The organism is Rhodovulum viride (assembly GCF_003265965.1).
In the GTDB taxonomy this organism is placed as follows: Bacteria; Pseudomonadota; Alphaproteobacteria; order Rhodobacterales; family Rhodobacteraceae; genus Rhodovulum; species Rhodovulum kholense.
This window is the reverse complement of the sequence record NZ_MUAV01000032.1, coordinates 1-20,299: the sequence shown is the minus strand read 5'-3', so window position 1 is coordinate 20,299 and position 20,299 is coordinate 1. Positions and strand designations below refer to the sequence as shown.

The window sequence follows — 20,299 nt, the reverse complement described above, 5'->3', positions numbered from 1 at the left end:
ACGTGACGTGACACCGCCGGGGATGGGCGGGACCTCCGATATGCCGGAGCGTTCCGAAACGTCCCCGGCGGTTTCGTCATGCCTGACGGTGTTGTCCAAGCGCGCCGATTTCCTGCTGGCCGCGCGCGCCCGGCGGCAGTCGGCCCCGGCCTTCACGCTGCAGGCGCGGCGCCGGGACGAGGCGCCCGGGGGCGGCATCCGGGTCGGCTTCACCTGTTCCAAGAAGGTCGGCAATGCCGTCGCCCGCAACCGCGCCAAGCGCCGGCTGCGCGAGATCGCCCGGGCCGAGCTGCCGCGGCATGGCCGCCCGGGCTGGGATTACGTGTTGATCGGCCGCCCCGACGTGACCGCGACCCGTGAATTCGAGGCGCTTCGCGCCGACCTGCGCCGCGCCCTCGACCGGCTGCATGCCGACGCGCCATGAGCCCGCTTGCCCGCCTTTTCGCCCTGCCGATCCGGGCCTACCGGCTGGTGCTGTCGCCCTGGATCGGGTTCAACTGCCGCTATCAGCCGACCTGTTCGGCCTATGCGCTGGAGGCGCTGGAACGGCACGGCGCGCTGCGCGGCGGCGCGCTGGCGATCTGGCGGATCCTGCGCTGCAATCCCTGGGGCGGCTGCGGCTACGACCCGGTGCCGCCAAAACCCGGCGAACCGCCGCCAGAGCGCTGACGGCGGCCAGCACTCTGGCGCCGCGCCTTTCCCCTTCCCCGGCGGCGGGCGATCTGGCATAGCCAGCGCCATGTTCGACGAGCCAGACGATATCCATCCGCTGTTTTACGGCGCGCCCTCGACCACCGAGTTCAAGAAGCTGCGCAAGCGGATCATCCGCGACACCCGCGAGGCCATCGAGCAGTACGGGATGATCGAACGCGGCGCGCGCTGGCTGGTCTGCCTCTCGGGCGGCAAGGACAGCTACACGCTGCTCGCCGCGCTTTACGAACTGAAATGGCGGGGGCTGTTGCCGGTCGAGCTTCTGGCCTGCAATCTCGATCAGGGCCAGCCGGGCTTTCCGGCGACGGTCCTGCCCGAGTTCCTGACGAAGATGGGCGTGCCGCACCGGATCGAGTATCAGGACACCTATTCCATCGTCATGGACAAGATCCCCGAGGGGCGCACCTATTGCGCGCTATGCTCGCGGCTGCGGCGCGGCAACCTCTACCGGATCGCCCGCGAGGAGGGCTGTTCGGCGGTGGTGCTGGGCCATCACCGCGACGATATCCTCGAAACCTTCCTGCTGAACCTCTTTCATGGCGGGCGGCTGGCAACGATGCCGCCGAAGCTTGTGAACGAGGAGGGCGACCTGTTCGTCTATCGCCCGCTCGCCCATGTCGCCGAGGCCGATTGCGCGCGCTTCGCCCAGGCGATGAGCTATCCGGTGATCCCCTGCAATCTTTGCGGCAGTCAGGACGGGCTGCAGCGGATGCAAGTCAAGGCGATGCTCGACCAGTGGGAGGCGAACCATCCCGGGCGACGGCAGAAGATGTTCCGCGCGCTGATGCATGTGCGGCCCTCACATCTGCTTGACCCCGCGCTGTTCGATTTCGCGGCGCTGGCGCGTCCGGCGGCCGGGACGCCCGGCGCCCTGCCCGGGGAGGCGCCCGACCCCTGACGGCCAGCCCCTTGCCTGTGTTGCGTATCGGGTATTTTATCCAAGAAGAAGAACGCACTGTCGTCTTCGCGGTCCGGATACCCCCAGAGGACGCCCGAGCCGGGCGATCCGCCGGGACGAGGCCGGGCCAAGGCCCTCGCCGCCCCGGCCCGGGCGCCGTGCGTCGGCAAAACGACTTGACCTCCCCGGCCTCAATCTGTTGAAGCACCCACACCTTTAAAAGGACGGGGTGGCGGTCTGCCATGGACGATCAGAACAAGAATCTCATTCTCGCAACGGCGCTCAGCTTTCTGGTGATCCTCGGATGGTTCCTGCTGTTCCCGCCCGAACAGCAGACCCCGAGCGAGGAACCGGCCGTCGCGACGACGACCGCGACCGACAGCGGCACGACGCCGGACGTCGCCGCCGCCCCGCCCGCGACCCCGGGCACCGGCGCGCTCGCCACGCCCGAGACCGCCGCGCCCTCGCTGGCCTCGGAGGCGCCCCGGCTGTCGATCGAGACGCCGCGCCTGACCGGGTCGATCTCGCTTCTGGGCGGGCGCATCGACCGGCTGGCGCTGAAGGGCTATCACGAGACGCTGGACCCGGACTCGCCGCTGGTCTCGCTGCTGGAGCCGGTCGGGACCGACCGGCCCTATTACGCGCTTTACGGCTGGGCGCCCGCGGGCGATCTGGGCTACGAGGACGTGCCCGGCGCCAACACGCTCTGGACGCTCGACGGCAATGACGCGCTGAGCGTCGAGACCCCCGTCTCGATGCATTGGGACAACGGCAAGGGCCTGACCTTCCACCGCACGATCAGCATCGACGAGAACTACATGTTCACCGTCGCGCAGAGCGTCGAGAACGCCACCGGCAGCGCGGTGCGCCTGGCCCCCTACGGCATCGTCGCGCGTCATGGCCAGCCCGAGGGCAGCCGGTTCTACATCCTGCACGAGGGTGTCGTCCGGCAGACCGACGAGGAACTGGAAGAGATCAAGTACAAGAAGATGCCCGACATGGATTATGTCGAGCGCGAAGGGGCCAATGCCGAGGTCACCGACGTTCAGGAGAACGGCTGGATCGGCTTTACCGACAAGTACTGGATGACCACGCTGATCCCGGAACCGGGGCAGCCCTTCACCTCTGTCGCGAAATACGTCTCGGGCCCCGACATCTATCAGGTCGAGGCGCGGCTGCCGGTCGTGACCGTCGCCCCGGGCGCCACCGAGGGCACCTCGACCATGCTCTTCGCAGGCGCCAAGGAATGGGAGACGATCCACCATTACCAGACCGATGACGGCATCTTCCGCTTCATCGACTCGATCGACTGGGGCTGGTTCTTCTTCTTCACCAAACCCATCTTCCGCGTCCTGCACTGGCTGAACGGCGCGATGTCGGGTCTGGGCGTTCCGGGCTCGATGGGCTGGTCGATCATCCTTCTGACCGTCATCATCAAGGCGATCGTGCTGCCGCTGGCCTACAAGTCCTACAGCTCGATGGCGAAGATGAAGGAACTTCAGCCCAAGATGGAAGAGCTGAAGGAACGCTGCGGCGACGATCGCCAGAAGCTGCAGCAAGAGATGATGACGCTCTACAAGAAAGAGAAGGTGAACCCGGCCGCGGGCTGTCTGCCGCTCTTCGTGCAGATCCCGATCTTCTTCTCGCTCTACAAGGTGATCTTCGTCACCATCGAGCTGCGCCATGCGCCCTGGATCGGCTGGATCCACGACCTGTCGGCGCCCGATCCGTCCTCGATCCTGAACCTGTTCGGCCTGCTGCCCTATGCGCCGCCGGAGCCGGGCTCGTTCCTTGCGATCCTGTCGCTCGGTGTGCTGCCGATCCTGCTGGGGATCTCGATGTGGCTGCAGCAGAAACTGAACCCGACGCCCACCGATCCGACGCAGGCCATGGTCTTCGCCTGGCTGCCCTGGGTGTTCATGTTCATGCTTGGCAACTTTGCCAGCGGGCTGGTGCTGTACTGGATCTGCAACAACACGATCACCTTCATCCAGCAATATGCGATCATGCGCATCCACGGCTATCACCCCGACGTGCTGGGCAATATCAGGTCGAGCTTCCGCAAGAAGAAGCCGGAACCGGAGCACAAATGACGGCACGGCTGGCCCGGATCTATCGCCACCCGATCAAGGGCCACGGCGCCGAGGCGCTGGAGGCGGCGGATCTTGAGGCCGGCCGGACCCTGCCCTGGGACCGCACCTGGGCCGTGGCGCATGAGGCGTCGCGAACCGACGGAACCGACTGGGCGCCCTGCGCGAACTTCTCGCGCGGGGCGAAGGCGCCGCAGCTGATGGCCATCGGCGCGCGGCTGGACGAGGCGGCCGGGCAGGTGACCCTGACCCATCCCGACCGGCCCGATCTGACATTCTCTCCCGACAACGAGGGCGCGGCCCTGATCGACTGGGTCCGCCCGCTGATGCCCGGGGACCGCGCCGCCTCGACCCGGATCGTCCGGGCGCCGGGGCGGGGCATGACCGACAGCGCCTTTCCCTCGATCAGCCTGCTGGGGCTCGCCTCGCTCGCGGCGCTGTCCGACAGGGTTGGCCAGAACCTGTCGCCGCTGCGCTTTCGCGGCAATTTCTGGATCGAGGGGCTTGCCCCCTTTGCCGAATTCGACTGGGTCGGACAGAAGCTGCGGCTGGGCCGGGCGGTGATCGAGGTGCGCGAGCGCATCACCCGCTGTCTGGCGACGGCCGCCAACCCCGAAACCGGCGAACGCGACGCCGACACGCTGGGCGCACTGCAGGCCGGCTGGGGGCACAAGCAATTCGGCGTCTATGCCGAGGTGATCGAGGGCGGCCGCGTGGCCCTTGGCGACGCTGTGGAGGCGCTATGACCCCCCTTCCCTTCCCCCTGACCCCCGAGCCCGATGCCGAGGCCGCCGAACGCGGGCGCAAGCTTTTCGCGGGGCCCGTCGAATTCCTGAAAGGCGTCGTTGCGATGGACGGGCTGCCGCCCGCCGACCGGCCCGAGCTGTGCTTTGCCGGGCGCTCGAATGTCGGCAAGTCAAGCCTCATCAACGCGCTGACCGGGCGCAAGGGGCTGGCGCGGGCCTCGAACACGCCGGGCCGGACGCAGGAGATCAACTACTTCACCCTGGGCGACAGCCATTACCTGGTCGACCTGCCGGGCTATGGCTATGCAGAGGCGCCGGTGAAGATCGTCGAGAAATGGCAACGCCTGCTGAAGTCTTATCTGGCCGGGCGGCAGACGCTGCGCCGCGCCTTCGTGCTGATCGACGCGCGGCACGGGGTGAAGGCGGTCGACGACGAGATCATGAAGCTGCTCGACGGCGCCGCCGTGACCTTCCAGACGGTGCTGACCAAGGCCGACAAGGTGAAGGCCGCCGACCGCGAAAAGGTTCTGGCCCAGGTGAGGGGCGCGTTGGCGCGCCACCCCGCCGCCTTCCCCGAGATCCTGCTGACCTCGTCCGAGAAGGGCGACGGGATCGCCACCTTGCGCGCGGTGATCGAGGGTATCGGCTAGGGCCGGCGGCGCGCCCCTGAGCCTCCACCGCGCCCCGGCCCACCGCGCCCCCGGGCCAGCCTAGACGTGCTGGCCCGCGTTCACCTCGATCTCGGTGCCGGTCACGTAGCTGGCCTCGTCCGAGCAGAGGAAATGGATGACGCTTGCCACCTCCTCGGGCTGGCCCAGACGGCGCAGCGGCAGGCCCTCGACGATCTTCTCGGTGCCGGGCGACAGGATCGAGGTTTCGACCTCTCCGGGCGCGATGGCATTCACCCGGACGCCGAGCGGGCCGAAATCATGGGCCATCTCGCGGGTCAGCGCCGCCAGCGCCGCCTTGGATGTCGCATAGGCCGCGCCCGCGAAAGGGTGCACCCGGCTGCCCGCGATCGAGGTCACGTTGACGATGGCGCCCTTGGCGGCGGCCAGTTCGTCCTGCAGCCCGCGCGCCAGCACGATCGAGGCGAAGAAGTTCACGTTGAAGACCTGCCCCCAGGTCCGCATGTCGGTGTCCAGCGTGTTCAGCCGCCCGCCCTCTTCGGTCTTGGGCGAGATCCCGGCATTGTTGACCAGCGCGTGCAGCTTGCCGTCGGTCAGCTTGCCGCGCACCACCTCGATGGCGCGTTTGGTCATGGCGGGGTCCGCGAGGTCGATCTGGATATGGTTCTCGGCGCCGCCTGGCCAGGGGCAGCGCGGGTCGAAGGGCTGGCGCGAACAGGTCAGGACCCGCCAGCCTTCGGCCGAGAAGCGCTTGACCGTCGCATGCCCGATGCCCCGGCTCGCCCCGGTCAGCAACATTACCCTCTGTTCCATCGCACCCTTCCCGTTCTGCGGCGTGCTGAACGTAAGCCCGGCGCGCCAAAAGACAATCGCCCTTGGCCTGCGGCTGCGCAGGCGCTAACAGAAGTTCAGCAAACGGACCCGCAGGATGAGAAAACAGACGGCCATGAATCGCGACTGGATCGCCACCGCCCGGACCCTGTCCGAGGCGTTGCCCTATCTTCAGCGCTATACCGGCGCCATCGTCGTCATCAAGTTCGGCGGCCACGCCATGGGCGACGACGCCGAGATGGAAAGCTTTGCCCGCGACGTGGTGCTGATGCGCCAGGTCGGCGTCAACCCGGTGGTGGTGCATGGCGGCGGGCCGATGATCAACGAGATGCTGGCCAAGCTCGGCGTCGTGTCGGAGTTCGTCAAGGGCAAGCGGGTGACCGATGCCGCCACCGTCGAGGTGGTCGAGATGGTGCTGTCGGGCCGCGTCAACAAGCGGATCGTGCAGGCGATCAACGATCAGGGCGGCAAGGCGGTCGGGCTGTCGGGCAAGGATGCGGGGCTGATCGTCTGCGACCAGACCGACCCGGCCCTGGGCTTCGTCGGCACGCCGTCGGAGGTCAATCCGCTGGTGCTGCGCCAGCTTTTCGAGGCGGGGATGATCCCGGTCGTGGCGCCGCTGGGCGCGGGGCACGAGGGCGAGACCTTCAACATCAACGGCGACACCGCGGCGGGTGCCATCGCCGCCGCGCTGAAGGCCGACCGGCTGCTGCTGCTGACCGATGTGGCCGGGGTCAAGAACGCGGCCGGCGAGGTGGTGACCGAGTTGACCCCCGATCATATCCGCGAGATGACCGCCTCGGGCGTGATCGCGGGCGGGATGATCCCCAAGACCGAAACCGCCCTGATGGCCATCGAGGGCGGCGTGCGCGCTGTGGTGATCCTTGACGGGCGCGCGCCCAATGCCTGCCTGCTGGAGCTTTTCACCGATCACGGGGCAGGGTCGCTGATCCGCGCGCCGCGTCCCTGAAGCCGAACGCGCTGGCCGGGAGACCCGAGCTGTGACAGGATGCGCCCGACCCGCGACAAGCAAAGCGGCCTGCCGATGAGTTTGCGCCTGATCCTCGTCCGACACGCGAAATCGAGTTGGGACGACCCGAGCGAGGACGATCACGACCGCCCGCTCAACCCGCGCGGCCGCGAAGCGGCGCCGAAGGTCGGCCAATGGCTGGCCGAACGCGGGCATGTGCCCGCCGAGGTCGTCAGTTCGACCGCCCGCCGCACGCTGGAAACCTGGGACCGGATGGCCCCGGTGCTGGGCGAATCGACGGTGATGCGGCGCGATCCGGGGCTGTACCACGCGCCTGCCGAACGGATGCTGGAGGCGCTGAACAATTGCGCGGCCTCGCCGGTACTGATGCTGGGCCACAATCCCGGCATCGCCGATTTCGCGCTGCGGCTGCTGGACGGCCCGCCCGATCCGCCGCCCTTCGCGAGCTTTCCCACCTGCGCGACGCTGGTCGCCGATTTCGACGCCGCCGACTGGACCGAGGTCGAGTTCGGCACCGGCCGGATGATCGACTTCATCACCCCCAAGCAGCTTGTGCCCTGACCCGCGGGCGCGACCGGTCGCGCCCGCAAGCCGGTATCAGGCTTAGTCGCCGCCGCCGGGCGTGCCGCTGAAGGTCACGGTCACGTCCTCGTCGCGGGCGATGAACTGGCAGGCCAGGCGATAGCGCGGCGGCATGTCCCGCACTTCGGCATCCTCGATTTCCTCCTGGGTGAGCTTGCCCAGATCCTTCAGCTTCTGCTTTTCCTTGTCGGTCAGCATGATCGCCTTCTTCTGGTCGGGGTTGTCATAGGTGACCTCGATCAGGCACGAGCCGCAATTTCCGTCCCGGCAGTCGAAGGGAATCGGAATCCGGTTGTCCTCGGCCAGAGCCAGGATGGTCTTGGTATCTCCCGCCACGCCGTAGACGGCCTTGTCCTTGTGCATCAAGGGGGAGGAGAAGGTGATGATCGCCATGTCGCTAGATCCCTTGGCTGGGGCCGCCCGCACCCGAAGGCCCGGACGGCAGATGGTTGGTTCGAACCGTGTGCGCGCCTCCACCCTTGGGGAAGCAGCATTCATGCCAGCGCCGGGCGCGGCTTTCGCGGTCCCCGCCCCGCCAAAGTGGGGGAAATCCGACATCGCCCCCGCCAAAGACGACAAGGGCGCCCGGGCAGGCCCGGGCGCCAGTCGCGGAGAGGTCGCGGAAAAAATGCGGTCAGTGCCCGAGGATCTGACTGAGGAACAGCCTGGTCCGGTCGGAGCGCGGGTTGTTGAAGAAGGCCTCGGGTTCGTTCTGTTCGACGATCTGGCCCTGATCCATGAAGATCACCCGGTTCGCCACCTGCCGGGCAAAGCCCATCTCGTGGGTCACGCAGATCATCGTCATGCCCTCTTCGGCCAGCTGGATCATGGTGTCGAGCACCTCCTTGATCATCTCGGGATCGAGCGCCGAGGTCGGCTCGTCGAAGAGCATGATGTTCGGGCGCATGCAGAGCGAGCGCGCGATGGCCACCCGCTGCTGCTGGCCGCCCGACAGCTGGCCGGGATACTTGTTCGCCTGTTCCGGGATCTTGACCTTCTCGAGGTAGTACATGGCGGTTTCCACCGCTTCCTTCTTCGGCACCTTCCGGACCCAGATCGGGGCGAGGGTGCAGTTTTCCAGGATCGTCAGATGCGGGAAGAGATTGAAGTGCTGGAACACCATCCCGACCTCGGACCGGACCTGGTCGATATGTTTCAGATCGTTGGTCAGTTCGATCCCGTCGACGACGATCTTGCCCGACTGGTGTTCCTCCAGCCGGTTGATGCAGCGGATCAGGGTCGACTTGCCCGACCCCGAGGGGCCGCAAACGACGATCCGTTCGCCCTTGTTGATGGTCAGGTTGATGTCGCGCAGGACGTGAAACGCCCCGTACCACTTGTTCATGCCGAGGATCTGGATCGCGACCTCGTCCGAAACGGTCAGCCTGGACCGGTCGATGGCAGTGTCAGACATGGATGGACCTCCTCAGCGGTGCCCGGTCCGGAGCCTGCGCTCCAGATACATCGAGTAGCGGGACATGGAGAAACAGAAGACGAAGAACATCAGCGCGATGAAGCCGTAAAGCTCCCAGACGATGCCGTTCCAGTTGACGTCGGCCCGGATCGAGTTCGAGAAGCCGACCGGGTCGAGCAGCCCGATGATCGACACCAGCGTCGTGTCCTTGAAGACGCCGATGAAGGTCGAGACGATCCCGGGGATCGAGATCTTCAGCGCCTGCGGCATGACGATCAGCCGCTGCGCCTTCCAGTAATCGAGCCCCAGCGCATCGGCCGCCTCGTACTGCCCCCTGGGCAGCGCCGCCAGCCCGCCACGGATCACCTCGGCAACATAGGCCGAGGCGAACAGCGTCACCATGATGATGACCCTGAGGATGATGTCGAAATTGGTGTTCGGCGGCATGAAGTAGTTCAGCAAGAGCCAGGCCACGAAGAGCAGCGTGATCAACGGCACGCCGCGCACGAACTCGATAACGCCGACGCAGATCGCCTTGACGATGAACATCCGCGACTGCCGCCCCAGGGCCAGCAGGATGCCGATTGGAAGCGATAGCGTGATCGCCGTCAGCCCGATGGTGATCGACAGCATGAAGCCGCCGAAATTGCGGCTCGAGACAGGCTCGATGCCCAGCGGCAGGATCTCCTGCAGCCCACCGGCGGCCTTCCCCGCCAGCAGCAGCCACCACAGCACGGGCACAAGCCCCGCCGCGATCGCGCCGAGAATCCCGCCCGCCCAAGGCGCAACCACCCGGAAGCCTGCATAGCCCAGCACGAAACCGAAGGCGACCGCGACCGGCAGCCAGACCGTGCCGCCCCACAGCAACCAGGGCACCAGAAAGGGCGCAGCCGCTGTCAGGTAAAGCGCCCTGCGCGGAACGCCGGGGAACAGGACCGGAGCCAGTCCGCCCAGCGCGGTCCCGAAGGCCAGGATCGGGCGCCAGTAGATCTCGGACGGGTAGAAGCCGAAGATCAGTTGCGACCAGCGCTCGCGTATCACCGCCCAGCAGGCGCCGCTTTCCTCGGGTCCGTAGGCCGCCTTGATCTGTTCGCGACACTCGGAAAGCGAGTTGGCGGTCCAGCTGGAATGCACGATCCAAGGCAGGACCGCCGCCAGCAGGGCCCCGATCAGGGCCAGAGACACCAGGGTCAGTGCCGCATTCAGCCAGGACGAGAACAGGTTCTGGCGCAACCATCCCAGCGCACCGATCGAGCGGTCGGGGGGCGGTTCCTGGGGTATCATGCGGTCGCGGACGAAGGCGGCGCTGTGGGCATGGGTTCCGCTCATCTCACCGCTCCACCAGACGGACCCGGGCATCGTACCAGTTCATCGCCGTCGAGATGACCAGAGAGATCGCCAGATAGAACGCCATCATCAAGAGCACGCATTCCAGCTCGCGCCCGGTCTGGCCCATGGTGATGCCGCCGAGCGTGCCGGTGATGTCCATGTAGCCGACCGCGATCGCCAGCGACGAGTTCTTCGTCAGGTTCAGGTATTGCGAGATCAGCGGCGGGATGATGACCCGAAGCGCCTGCGGCAGGATCACCAGCGACATGATCCGGTTCGGCCGGAGGCCCAGCGCCGCCGCGGCCTCGGTCTGGCCCTTCGATATGGCCAGGATGCCGCCCCGCACGATCTCGGCGATGAAGGCCGCGGTATAGAAGCTGAGCGCCAGCCAGAGCGCGATCAGCGAGTTCCGCATGTAGATCCCGCCGCGGAAGTTGAAGCCCTTGAGTTCGGGATAGCCAAGGTGAAACCCCAGTGCGACCAGCACGATCAGCACCGGCACCGCGACCACGCCGAGGCACAGATACCAGGTGGTGGGCCGGAGGCCGGTCTGGTTCTGGATCCGGTCGGCCCGCGCCCGGATTCGCGCCGAGGCCCAGAGCCCGGCTGCAAGGACCGCAAGGAACGCGATCAGGTCGAGGCTGATGTCGAAGGCGCCGAAGACCGAAATATCGCCCAGGCTGCGGGAAAACAGCGGCTCTGGGATGTAGAAGCCGCGATTGGTCAGCGCCACGCTGTCGCCCAGAAGCATCGAGGCGGTGGCATTCTCGCCCCGGAAGGCGTTCGGCGGCGGCAGGGTCTCGATCAGGATCGCCATGAAGAACACGATCCAGAGCAGCACCGGCACGTTTCGGAACAATTCGACATAGACGGTCATCAGCCGCGCCACGAGCCAGTTGCGCGACAGTCGCAGCACGCCGATGATGACGCCGAGGACGGTGGCCAGCGCGCAGCCGAGGGCCGCCACCAGCAGGGTGTTCAGAAGTCCGACGAAGGCGGCCCTCAGATGGCTGTCGCGGTTGGTGTACTCGATGAGGGTCTGGTTGATGTCGTATTGCGCCGCCCCCGTCAGAAAGCCGAAGTCGATGGGCTTGCCCAGATCGGCGAGGTTCTGCACGGTGTTGCTGACGATCCAGGCCACCAGCAGCATGAAGGCGATCAGCGCGACCACCTGGATGGTCAGCGATCGGTAGCGGGTATCGAAGATCAACATGCGCAGACGGAACGTCTCGCGCGATACGTCCGGATAGCTGGTCATGCGGGCGCTCCCTGTAGCTCCCTCCCGGCAATAGAATATCATGCGCGGACCGTTGCGGCCGCGTCCCTCCGGGATTTTCTTGTTCTTGGTCCAGATAGGCGAAGGGCGCGGTCTGGTGCCGCGCCCTTCGAAGTCTGGTCTTACCGGAACGGCGGCGCGTACATCAGGCCGCCATCGGTCCACTGCGCGTTCAGCCCGCGGGCAAGGCCGATGGGCGTGTTCTGACCGATATATTTCTCGAACAGCTCGCCGTAGTTGCCGCCCGCCTTGATCGCCTTCACCGCCCAGTCGGCCGGCAGGCCCAGCATCTCGCCAAGGCCACCCTCGGTGCCAAGCAGACGGTTGATTTCCGGGTTGGTGGTCGGCGCCGCGGCCAGTTCGTCGATATTGGCCGAGGTCACCCCATATTCCTCGGCGGCGATCAGCGCGTTCAGCGTCCAGCGGACGATATCGGCCCATTCGTCGTCGCCATGGCGCACCAGCGGGCCCAGCGGCTCTTTCGAGATGATCTCGGGCAGGACCACATGCGCGGTCGGGTCCTCGAAGGTGGCGCGCGTCGCGGCCAGACCCGAGGCGTCGGTGGTGTAGACGTCGCAGGCGCCTGCCAGATATTGTTGCTGCGCCTGTTCGTTGGTCTCGATCGGGACCGGCTCGTAGGTGATGTTGTTCACGCGGAAGAAGTCCGCGAGGTTCAGTTCGGTCGTGGTACCGGTCTGGATGCAGACAGTGGCGCCGTCGAGTTCCTTGGCCGAGCTGACGCCCAGCGCCTTCGGTACCATGAAGCCCTGACCGTCATAGTAGTTCACGCCGACAAAGGTGAACTTGAGGTCGACATCGCGCGAGAAGGTCCAGGTGGTGTTGCGCACCAGCATGTCGATCTCGCCGGAGGCCAGAGCGGTAAAGCGGGTCTTGCCCGTGGTGGGCACGAATTCGACGGCCGAGGAATCCCCCAGCACGGCGGCGGCCACCGCGCGGCACACCGCCACGTCGAAGCCCTGCCAGTCGCCGTTGGCATCCGGCGCGGCGAACCCGACAAGGCCCGTGTTGGTGCCGCAGTTCAGCTTGCCGCGTGCCTTGACATCGTCGAGGGTCGCCGCTCCCGCCGCCCCTGCGGCGCAGGCGGCCACGGTCAGCGCGCCAAGAATAACGGATTTCTTCATGTTTACCTCTTCCTGAATATCCGTCCGTTCAGACGGCTTATAGTTCACCCCCCCGGCGGGCAGGAGCGTGGCTATGAGAGATCCCAACCCCTCTGCGCCTCAAGTTTGGGCAAAATACCGCCATCAGGTCAAGGGCACAGGGGGTCCCCGCGCTTTCCCCGGCGGGCAGGGCTGCGACCATTGTGGCTTGCACAGTATTTAGGCAGCCAGGATCACCCCGGCGGCATCAGCGCGATGCCCGGGACAGATCGAGAAAACGCCGGGCCTGCAGGAAGTCGCGCCGCCGGGCGGCCGCGGCCTCGGCGGCCTCGGCATCGCTGCCCCATTGCTCTTCCTGCCAGGTTTCGTCGATCCGCGACAGATCCCACAGCCGTTCGGGGGTCTCGACCGTCTCGGCGGCCGCCAGTCCGATCACCAGGGACCCCGAGAGCCCGACCAGATCGTGCAGCGCGGTCAGTTCGAACGGGTCGAAACCGGCGACGCGGGCCCGGAGCCGTGCCAGGCTCTCGGCGGGCTGACGCATCGGAATCACCCCCACCGTGGGGGTCAGCGGTGCGCCCAGCGCCTCGGCCGCCCAGGCCAGCAAGGGGTCCCAGGCCGCGGCCTGACGGCGGGCCAGCGCGGGCGGGCTTTCGGCGCGGTGGCACAGCAGGTCGCTTTCGCCATAGGCGGCGATCAGCTCGGCCACCTCGGCCCGCTGCACACGCACCTTGTCGATGGCGGCATTGGCGGCCCGGGTGACCGGCATGGTCAGCGGCGCAACCTGGGCGTCCTGTGCGTCCCATTCAAGCGCGATGGCCTCGGCCATGGCGCGGGTCGGCACCACCAGCGGCATCTTGGCGGGGGTCTTGACCGGGCGTCCGTCCAGCAGCACCGCATAGCCGCCCTCGGCCGTGCCGATGCCCGCCTCGGTCCAGAAGCGTTTGAGCGCCCATTCGGTCATGCCATCTCTCCCACCAGCGCCAGTACCGCCGCGGGCAGGTCGGCAAAGCGCTCGACCACCGCATCGGCCGCGCCCAGACGGTCGGCCGGGTGATAGCCCCAGGCCACGGCCAGGGTGCGAACACCGGCCGCGCGGCCCATTTCCATGTCGAATTCGGTGTCGCCGATCATCACCGCCCGCTCGGGCGCGACCCCGGTCTCGGCCAGTGCCGCCAGCACCATCGAGGGATTCGGCTTCGAGGGGTGATCGTCCGACACCTGCCGGGTGGCGAACTGTCCGGCCAGCCCATGCGCCTCGAGGATCGCGTCGAGCCCGCGCCGGGATTTGCCGGTGGCGATGCCCAATTCCATTCCCTCGACGCCAGCCAGCGCCGCCAGCGCTTCTCTTGCACCGGTGAAAAGCGGCGACGCCGCCTGCCCGACCCGGAGCGCGAAGAATTGCTGCCGGTAGGCCTCGACCATGCGGTCGAGCCGCTCTGCGGGCGCATCGGGTGCAAGCGCCGCCAGTGCCAGCGGCAGCGACAGGCCGACGACGCCAAGCACCTCGTCATGGGGCGGCAGCGGCAGGCCCTCGGCGGCAAAGGCCGCCTCCATCGCCCCGGCGATATGGGCCTGACTGTCGACGAGGGTGCCATCGACATCGAAAAGGGCAAGACGGCGAACGGTCATTCCAGATCCTCGAACGGGTCGATCGGCACATCGGTCTCGGACCAGCCGAGCATGTCCCAGGTGCGTTTCATATGCGGCGGCAGCGGCGCGGTCAGTTTCAGATGCGCCCCGGTCACCGGATGGGTCAGCGACAGGTGGCGGGCATGCAGATGCAGCTTGCGGCTGATCTCGCCGCCCAGCTGGGCGCCCCAGCCCTCGCCCAGGTTCTCCTGCCCCGAACCGCCATATTTGCCGTCGCCGACGATGGGGTGCCCGATCTCGGCCATATGGGCGCGCAGCTGGTGGGTGCGGCCCGTGACCGGGACCAGCGCGCACCAGCTGGCCCGCGTGCCCAGCGCAGACAGCACCGCGTAATCCGACGTGGCGCGCTTGGCGCCCTCGGTCTGGTCGACCTTGGCGGGATGGATGCACAGCATCTTTTCGCCCTCGCCGCCCGAGCCGTGCCCCGGCGCCTTGACCAGCCCGAAGCGGATCGTGCCCATCCGGGGATGCGGCACGCCCGCCACCACGGCCCAGTAGATCTTGCGGGTCTCGCGAGCGCGGAAGGCGGCGGTCAGGTCCTTGGCGACGGCGCGGGTCCGCGCGAGGATCAGCACGCCCGAGGTGTCGCGGTCGAGCCGGTGCACGAGGCGCGGGTTCTCGTCATAGCCGAAGCGCAACGCCTCGCCCATGCCGTCGACATGGCGCGCCTGCCCGCTGCCGCCCTGCACCGGCAGGCCCGGCGGCTTGTTCAGCACGAGGACATGGGCGTCGCGGAAGATCACGCAGCCGCGGATCATCTCGGCATCGGCGTCAGAGACCCTGGGTTTCGGCGCGGCCTCGATCTCGCCCGGGTCGGGCAGCGGCGGCACCCGCACCTGCTGGCCCGCCTCGAGCCGGGTCGCGGGCTTGACCCGGCCGCCATCGACCCGGATCTCGCCCTTGCGGCAGAGCTTTTCGATGCGCCCCTGCGAGACATGAGGAAACTGCCGCCGGAACCAGCGGTCGAGCCGCTGGTCGCCATCGCCGGGGGCCACGGTCAGGGTCTGCACACCGCTCATGCCAGAAGGCTCCGCATCAGCCAGAAGGCCAGCGCGATAGCCCCCAGCGACAAGATCAGGGACCCGGCCACATAGGCCATCGCCAGTTCGGCCTGGCCGCGTTCGTAAAGGGTCAGCGCGTCCAGCGAGAAGGACGAAAAGGTGGTGAACCCGCCCAGAAGCCCAATCTGAAAGAAGGGCGCGAAGGGCGCGCCGCCCTTTTTGGCCAGAACCACGATCAGCACCCCCATCAGGAACGAGCCAAGGATATTGACGAAGATCGTGCCCCAGGGAAAACCGCGCCCCAGGAGCGAGGTCATCGCCACGCCGGACAGATAGCGGCCCACGGAGCCGATCGCGCCCCCGAGGGCGACTTGCAGGAGTGTCGCGCCAGTCATGGGCTTCCCATCGCGCCGCCGCGCGGGCTTGTCAACTGTCCTGCCGCCGGTCGCGCAGCTTTGAGAAATAGTCCAGCCGCCGTTTCAGCTCGCGTTCGAACCCGCGCTCGACGGGCGTGTAGTAGACCCCCCGCTTCATGCTGTCGGGAAAGTAGTTCTGGCCCGAAAAGCCGTTCTCTGCGTCGTGGTCGTACTGATAGCCCGCGCCATAGCCCTGGTCCTTCATCAGCCGGGTCGGTGCGTTCAGGATATGCCTGGGTGGCGGCTCGGACCCGGTCTTCTGCGCCGCCTGCCGCGCCGCCTTGTAGGCGCTGTAGCCCGCGTTCGATTTCGGCGCGAGCGCAAGATAGATCACCGCCTGGGCCAGCGCCAGTTCGCCCTCGGGCGAGCCCAGCCGTTCATAGACCGACCAGGCATCGAGGCAGATCGTCTGGGCCTGCGGATCGGCAAGGCCGATATCCTCGATGCTCATGCGGGTGATGCGGCGGGCCAGAAAGCGCGGATCTTCGCCGCCCTCCAGCATCCGGGTCAGCCAGTAAAGCGCGGCGTCGGGGTCCGAACCGCGCACCGACTTGTGCAGCGCCGAAATCAGGTTGTAATGGCCGTCGCCGCTTTTGTCATATTGCGCGGCGCGTTTCTGCAGCCGCCGCGCCAGATCGGCGGGCGCGAGCGCCCCGGCCACCTTCCAGGCCATGACCTGCTCGATCAGGTTCAGAAGGGCGCGCCCGTCGCCATCGGCCATGGCGATCAGGTCGTCCCGGGCCTCGCCGGTCAGAGGCAGCGGGCGGCCAAGCTCGTGCTCGGCGCGCTGCGCCAGCAGCTCCAGATGCGCGGGGTCGAGCCGTTCCAGCACCAGCACCTGCGCCCGGGACAGGAGCGCCGCGTTCAGCTCGAAGCTGGGGTTTTCGGTCGTGGCCCCCACCAGAAGGATCGTCCCATCCTCCATATGCGGCAGAAACCCGTCCTGCTGCGCCTTGTTGAAGCGGTGGATCTCGTCGACGAACAGAAGCGTGCCCTGCCCGTTGGCATGGCGCAGCCGCGCCGCCTCGAACACCTTCTTGAGATCGGCCACACCCGAGAAGATCGCGCTGATCTGCACGAAGGCCAGATCGGTCTCGTCGGCCAGCAGCCGGGCGATGGTGGTCTTGCCGACGCCGGGCGGCCCCCAGAAGATCAGCGAGGACAGCGTGCCCGAGGCCAGCATCACCCCCAGCGGCGCCTCGGGGCCCAGCACATGGTCCTGGCCGATCACCTCGGCCAGCCGCCGCGGCCGCAGCCGGTCGGCCAGCGGGCGCGGCCCGGCCCCGGTTCGGTCCGGCGCGGTCTTGGGGGTCTGGTCGAAAAGGTCAGCCATCGGCAGAGCCTACGCCGAAGCCGTCAGACACGAAAGCGCAAGACGCTGCGCCGCCCGCCCCGGAGATATTCGACATACCAGCTGCGCCCGCCCTCACGCGCGGCCCGGGCCACATCTGCGGTGGTGGCGACGGGCCGGTCGTTGATCTGCAGCAGGATGTCGCCGGGCGCCAGCCCGACGCGGCCGCCGACCGATCCGGGATCGGTGACCAGAACGCCCGAAAGCCCCGAGGGCAGGCCGTTTTCCTGCAACACGGCGGGATTGAGGTTCACCACGGAAAGACCCGCCAGCACGCTTTGCCCGCGCACCGTCAGCGGGTCGCGCGGCGGCGTCTCGGGCGGGGCGATCAGATCGACGCGGGCGGTGCGCGGCCGCCCATCGCCCTGATGCAGATAGCTGACCTCGATCTGGCGCCCCACGCCCTCGGCCGAGAGACGGAACAGCATCTCTTGCGGGGTGTTGACCGGATCGCCGCCGAGCGCCAGCACCACATCGCCGACCCCAAGCCCCGCGGCGCGGAACGGGCTTTCGGGATGCAGCTCGTTCAGGACCACGCCACGCGGCGTGTCCATCCCCAGCGCCTCGGCCAGGCCCGCATCGACCGGCTGGCCCGCAAGCCCCGCCCAGGGGCGCTGGAACCGCCGCGCGCCGGTCTGGGCCTGTTCGATGAAGCGCGAGACCAGATTGGCGGGAATCGCGAAGCCGATGCCGTTCGACCCGCCCGAACGCGACAGGATCGCGGTATTGATGCCGACGAGCCGCCCGGCCATGTCGACGAGCGCGCCGCCGGAATTGCCCGGGTTGATCGCCGCGTCTGTCTGGATGAAATAGCCGCGCCCGCCGCCGATCGAGAGCCCCGAGCGGGCGAGCCCCGAGACGATGCCCGAACTGACGGTCTGACCGATCCCGAAGGGGTTGCCGATGGCCAGAACCAGATCGCCGACCTCGATTTCGTCGGAATCGCGCAACGGCAGCGAGGGCAGGTCGCGCGCGCCGGTCAGTTGCAGGACGGCCAGATCGGCCTCTTCGTCGGCCAGCAGCACCTGGGCGTCGAATTCGCGGCGGTCGGCCAGAACGACCCGGATCTGATCGGCGCGGCCGACGACATGGTAGTTCGAGACGACCATCCCGTCCGGCGACACGATCACCCCCGACCCCAGCGCGTTCTCGACCCGGGGCTGGGCCCGGCCGAAATTGCGGAAGAGATCGGAAAAGAAGGGATCGGCGGCAAAGGGTGTCGGCGCGTCGGCGACCGTGCGGCTGGTAAAGACGTTGACCACCGCCGGGGCGGCTTCGCGGACCACCGGAGCGAAGCTCAGCTGGATCTCGGCCCGGCTGTCGGGGGCGCGGGTCTCGGCCCATAGCGGCGCGGCGATCAGCACAAGACAGAGGAATGCGACAAGTCGGGTCATCGAAACGCTCCGGGGCGGCGGCATGGCCGATCATATGAGGCCGCACGCGCCAGAGTGCAACGGCTGCCCTGACCGGGTCGGGCCGGGACGCCCCTTTGAAAGGCGCGCCCCGGCCCCCCTCGCCGGTCCGGACGGTCTAGTGAAGGTTGGCGGCGAAGTTCATCGAGATCACCTGGTTCCTGATCCCGTCGATTTCCATCACCGGCCCCATCGCGGTCATGTCGATCCCGACCCGCTTGTTCCAGAGCGGCCAGTTGGCGTTCAGAAGCGCCAGGCACTGGGTCGCGCCAAGGCTCCGGGCGGCCCGGGCCAGTTCCTGCACCAGGTTGAAGTAGATCGGCCGGCGCAGATGCAGCGGCACCTTCTGGGTGACGAAGCAGCGCGAGCTTTCCCAGACGGTTTCGCCGACCGGAGCCTCGTCATGAAGAAGATGCGACGGGATCGTGTCCAGAAGCCCCTTCTGCGCATCGCGGATCATGTAGGAATAGATCCCGCAGCGCGCCGTGGTGGGGGTCAGCCGGTTGCCGGCCAGAACCTGGCCCAGATCGTCATGCACGACGACCCAGCGGCTGGCGGGGGTGTCGTACTGGTCGTATTCCATGCCCATGGCCTCGGGCAGGTCCCACTTGTTGCGCTCGATGAAGAGATCGCGCCTCGCGCGAAGCATGTTCGCGAAAAGCTCGCCATGGTTGTGGAGATTTTCAAAGGAAAGAGTCGTGGTCTGCATAGGTGCCTCCTGCAGGGTGGTGGTGGGTAAGAACCGTGCGGAGGGCGACTGCGTTCAAAGCAGTCTGTAGTCTTTTGCGCGCTGAATCGCTTCGGCCGTCGTGCGCGCCATCAGCCTCTGTCGGGCAGAGGACAATCTGGCCTTGAGCGCACTTTCGGAGATTCCCAGCTTGCAGGCCGCAGCTGCATGGCGATCGCCATCCGCAATGCATTTCAGCGCATCGATCTGAGCCTTGGTGAGCTCTTGCGGTGGCTCGGTCATGTCGTGAAGACGACGCACGAGGGCTTCGATCTCGGCGATCTCGGCATCCTCGAATTCCCGATCTGCTCTTGCCACACTCGCAATGGTTCTGGAGGTGATAGGCCCCCAGGAGATCGTCACGCCGTACTTGAGGCCGAACCGCGCGGCATCAAGGAAGATGCCGAAGGGATCGGGCATGTTTTCATTGCTCCACCGTGTCGCGCCGGTGGTTGAAAAGCCCCAGGCGACCGACGGGTCGCGCAGGAGGTAGCCATGTTCGGTATAACGCGCCAGCCACTCTGGCGCATACGTCTGGAATGCCAGCAACGGGGAGGTAAAGCGGATGTGCAAGCCGATATTGTATCCCTGAGGCGCAAGCGCATCGAGGGTCCGCAGTTCCCGATCGAACACCGACTTTTCGAACATGGCTTTTTAGACAAGTTGCCTCGATGCCAGTCAACCGTAAATTGACGTGGGTTACGTGTAGTTTTGTTTGAGTCTGTCGGAGCAATCAGTGCGGGCAATGCATCCTGGTTTGTTCAATCGTGTCATGCGCTTGCCGACACCCCTTCGGACCGAGATCCTGGAATATGCGGGCTCGGCACAGGTGGAGGATGCCCAGCTTCTATCTTTGCTCGATGCCGCTGTCGCGCGCATCGAGCACGCTGGCCTGACGGCGCAGGAGCGCCCGGGCCAACCCAAGGGCCGCCGCAACGCGGCCTGAGATCATGGCGCCTGGGGGGGCGTGGATCCGGGGGAACGAAAAACGAAGGGGCCCTGCCGAATGGCTGGGCCCCATGTTTTCCGGGGCTCTCCGGCTTTCCCGAAGACGTCCCGCTCATTTTTACGGTGTGCCGATACCAGTGCTTCGTGTCCGATGCGCCGGTATCGGCCCGCCC

General features: G+C 67.1%; 23 protein-coding genes. 9 read left to right on the top strand and 14 right to left on the bottom strand.

Annotation, left to right across the window (positions count from 1 at the left end; genetic code table 11):
- Positions 1-7 precede the first annotated feature (7 nt).
- The 6 genes from rnpA to yihA all read left to right on the top strand — a co-directional run bounded on the left by rnpA (position 8) and on the right by yihA (position 5,095).
- Complete coding sequence (gene rnpA, locus BYZ73_RS18870; protein WP_425451101.1) at positions 8-424, top strand: ribonuclease P protein component; 417 nt, start codon at positions 8-10, stop codon at positions 422-424.
- The gene (gene yidD, locus BYZ73_RS18865; RefSeq protein ID WP_108028800.1) at positions 421-669 is read left to right on the top strand and encodes a membrane protein insertion efficiency factor YidD; all 249 of its coding nucleotides are present in this window, start codon (positions 421-423) and stop codon (positions 667-669) included. The genes rnpA and yidD overlap by 4 nt, the downstream gene beginning before the upstream one ends.
- 70 nt (positions 670-739) lie before the next feature.
- Complete coding sequence (ttcA, locus tag BYZ73_RS18860) at positions 740-1,609, top strand: tRNA 2-thiocytidine(32) synthetase TtcA (protein WP_112317256.1); 870 nt, start codon at positions 740-742, stop codon at positions 1,607-1,609.
- A 242-nt stretch (positions 1,610-1,851) separates the two neighbouring features.
- Positions 1,852-3,702: a membrane protein insertase YidC gene (gene yidC / locus BYZ73_RS18855; RefSeq protein WP_108028802.1), complete on the top strand. Its 1,851-nt coding sequence runs from the start codon at positions 1,852-1,854 to the stop codon at positions 3,700-3,702.
- Positions 3,699-4,445: an MOSC domain-containing protein gene (locus tag BYZ73_RS18850; protein WP_112317255.1), complete on the top strand. Its 747-nt coding sequence runs from the start codon at positions 3,699-3,701 to the stop codon at positions 4,443-4,445. Before yidC ends, BYZ73_RS18850 begins: the two co-directional genes overlap by 4 nt.
- A complete protein-coding gene (gene yihA, locus BYZ73_RS18845) occupies positions 4,442-5,095 on the top strand; it encodes a ribosome biogenesis GTP-binding protein YihA/YsxC (protein ID WP_112317254.1) in 654 nt (217 codons plus the stop codon). The genes BYZ73_RS18850 and yihA overlap by 4 nt, the downstream gene beginning before the upstream one ends.
- Positions 5,096-5,155: 60 nt before the next feature.
- Here yihA and BYZ73_RS18840 read toward each other — a convergent pair whose 3' ends face one another.
- Complete coding sequence (locus BYZ73_RS18840; protein ID WP_108028805.1) at positions 5,156-5,887, bottom strand: SDR family NAD(P)-dependent oxidoreductase; 732 nt, start codon at positions 5,885-5,887, stop codon at positions 5,156-5,158.
- A 115-nt stretch (positions 5,888-6,002) separates the two neighbouring features.
- On the opposite strand from BYZ73_RS18840, the gene argB reads away from it, so the two are divergent.
- Together argB and BYZ73_RS18830 are read left to right on the top strand one after the other, a co-directional pair.
- Entirely contained in the window at positions 6,003-6,875 is an 873-nt protein-coding gene (gene argB / locus BYZ73_RS18835; protein ID WP_112317253.1) for an acetylglutamate kinase, read from the top strand.
- A 75-nt stretch (positions 6,876-6,950) separates the two neighbouring features.
- Positions 6,951-7,457: a SixA phosphatase family protein gene (locus tag BYZ73_RS18830; RefSeq protein ID WP_112317267.1), complete on the top strand. Its 507-nt coding sequence runs from the start codon at positions 6,951-6,953 to the stop codon at positions 7,455-7,457.
- Positions 7,458-7,499: 42 nt separating this feature from the next.
- Here BYZ73_RS18830 and BYZ73_RS18825 read toward each other — a convergent pair whose 3' ends face one another.
- The 13 genes from BYZ73_RS18825 to BYZ73_RS18765 form a co-directional block, all read right to left on the bottom strand.
- Positions 7,500-7,871, bottom strand: a complete 372-nt coding sequence (locus BYZ73_RS18825; RefSeq protein ID WP_108028807.1) for a 2Fe-2S iron-sulfur cluster-binding protein — start codon at positions 7,869-7,871, stop codon at positions 7,500-7,502.
- 241 nt (positions 7,872-8,112) lie between these two features.
- Entirely contained in the window at positions 8,113-8,892 is a 780-nt protein-coding gene (locus tag BYZ73_RS18820; protein WP_108028808.1) for an amino acid ABC transporter ATP-binding protein, read from the bottom strand.
- A 12-nt stretch (positions 8,893-8,904) separates the two neighbouring features.
- On the bottom strand, positions 8,905-10,221 hold the full coding sequence (locus tag BYZ73_RS18815) for an amino acid ABC transporter permease (RefSeq protein WP_112317252.1): 1,317 nt from the start codon (positions 10,219-10,221) through the stop codon (positions 8,905-8,907).
- A 1-nt stretch (position 10,222) separates the two neighbouring features.
- Positions 10,223-11,479, bottom strand: coding sequence for an amino acid ABC transporter permease (locus BYZ73_RS18810; protein WP_112317251.1), 1,257 nt, complete (start codon positions 11,477-11,479; stop codon positions 10,223-10,225).
- A gap of 140 nt (positions 11,480-11,619) precedes the next feature.
- A complete protein-coding gene (locus tag BYZ73_RS18805) occupies positions 11,620-12,639 on the bottom strand; it encodes an amino acid ABC transporter substrate-binding protein (RefSeq protein WP_108028811.1) in 1,020 nt (339 codons plus the stop codon).
- Positions 12,640-12,865: 226 nt separating this feature from the next.
- Entirely contained in the window at positions 12,866-13,582 is a 717-nt protein-coding gene (locus BYZ73_RS18800) for an ATP12 family chaperone protein (protein ID WP_112317250.1), read from the bottom strand.
- Positions 13,579-14,250, bottom strand: coding sequence for an HAD-IA family hydrolase (locus tag BYZ73_RS18795; protein ID WP_112317249.1), 672 nt, complete (start codon positions 14,248-14,250; stop codon positions 13,579-13,581). The genes BYZ73_RS18800 and BYZ73_RS18795 overlap by 4 nt, the downstream gene beginning before the upstream one ends.
- Positions 14,247-15,290, bottom strand: coding sequence for an RluA family pseudouridine synthase (locus BYZ73_RS18790; RefSeq protein ID WP_108028814.1), 1,044 nt, complete (start codon positions 15,288-15,290; stop codon positions 14,247-14,249). The genes BYZ73_RS18795 and BYZ73_RS18790 overlap by 4 nt, the downstream gene beginning before the upstream one ends.
- On the bottom strand, positions 15,287-15,667 hold the full coding sequence (gene crcB, locus BYZ73_RS18785) for a fluoride efflux transporter CrcB (RefSeq protein WP_108028815.1): 381 nt from the start codon (positions 15,665-15,667) through the stop codon (positions 15,287-15,289). Before crcB ends, BYZ73_RS18790 begins: the two co-directional genes overlap by 4 nt.
- 31 nt (positions 15,668-15,698) lie before the next feature.
- Complete coding sequence (locus tag BYZ73_RS18780; RefSeq protein WP_112317248.1) at positions 15,699-17,021, bottom strand: replication-associated recombination protein A; 1,323 nt, start codon at positions 17,019-17,021, stop codon at positions 15,699-15,701.
- 23 nt (positions 17,022-17,044) lie between these two features.
- A complete protein-coding gene (locus BYZ73_RS18775; RefSeq protein WP_112317247.1) occupies positions 17,045-18,433 on the bottom strand; it encodes a trypsin-like peptidase domain-containing protein in 1,389 nt (462 codons plus the stop codon).
- Positions 18,434-18,569: 136 nt separating this feature from the next.
- Positions 18,570-19,160: an acyl-homoserine-lactone synthase gene (locus tag BYZ73_RS18770; protein ID WP_075784685.1), complete on the bottom strand. Its 591-nt coding sequence runs from the start codon at positions 19,158-19,160 to the stop codon at positions 18,570-18,572.
- A 54-nt stretch (positions 19,161-19,214) separates the two neighbouring features.
- Positions 19,215-19,826 (bottom strand): helix-turn-helix transcriptional regulator, encoded by a 612-nt coding sequence (locus tag BYZ73_RS18765; RefSeq protein WP_108028819.1) that lies wholly within the window; start codon positions 19,824-19,826, stop codon positions 19,215-19,217.
- Between the two features lie 130 nt (positions 19,827-19,956).
- Here BYZ73_RS18765 and BYZ73_RS22865 point away from each other — a divergent pair, with 130 nt between their 5' ends.
- The gene (locus tag BYZ73_RS22865; RefSeq protein ID WP_181498106.1) at positions 19,957-20,124 is read left to right on the top strand and encodes a hypothetical protein; all 168 of its coding nucleotides are present in this window, start codon (positions 19,957-19,959) and stop codon (positions 20,122-20,124) included.
- The last annotated feature ends 175 nt before the right edge of the window (positions 20,125-20,299 follow it).